Below are 763 nucleotides of genomic sequence, written 5' to 3' on the forward strand. Positions count from 1 at the left end.
GAATTTCTAGTCTTTATGATGAAGTAAACTTATCAAAAGAAGATCTTTTAAACTATCTGCATTTAGTTGGTTTAGACAATAGTGTGGATTGTAAAGTATCTAGTTTTTCATTAGGTATGAAACAACGTTTGGGGCTTGCTCAAGCCTTAATCCATCAGCCAACTATCTTATTATTAGATGAATCATTCAATGGATTAGATCCCATAGGAATGAAAGAGTTTAGAGACTTGCTCATTGAATTGTCTAAAAAAGGAGTTGGGATTGTAATTTCGAGTCATTCATTGGAAGAATTAAGTAAGTTAGTAGATACAGTTACAATTATCAATCAAGGGAAAGTAATTTTCCAAGGGAAAAAGACAGAATTTTTATCACTTGGATCTATAAAGAACGTTTGGTTGTTGAAAACTGATAACTTAGAACTTACAAAGTCTATCTTAAATAACTTAAACATTGTTTTTTCTGAGATAAGTAAAAATGTGTTTGTAGTATAATTTAATTTTGATTAGTTTAATAAAAAAGTGTTTGGTATATTTGGGGTAGCTAAATAGACAAATTGTATTCTTTTTTCTTTCAAATATATTCTCGGATATGGTACAGTTAAGTAACCTGGATTAGGGGCTTATCTTTAATTGTAGTAGCTGTGATTATTTTAGTAATCCAAATAATCTGTATTCAGACAATTTATAAAAGCAAAAAAACGGCAATTGCCGTTTTTATTATAAATTCTTTGATAAAATAGCTAAAATTGTATCACTATCATTTG

Annotated in this window: 1 protein-coding gene; it reads left to right on the top strand. The window is 28.4% G+C overall.

Annotation, left to right across the window (positions count from 1 at the left end; genetic code table 11):
• Nucleotides 1-491, top strand: a 491-nt coding sequence (locus tag SPADD19_RS10860) for an ATP-binding cassette domain-containing protein (protein ID WP_241496596.1), incomplete at its 5' end; no start/stop codon positions are given.
• Nucleotides 492-763: the final 272 nt, after the last annotated feature.

The sequence above is a fragment of the Streptococcus parasanguinis genome, from assembly GCF_001578955.1.
Lineage (GTDB): Bacteria > Bacillota > Bacilli > Lactobacillales > Streptococcaceae > Streptococcus > Streptococcus parasanguinis_U.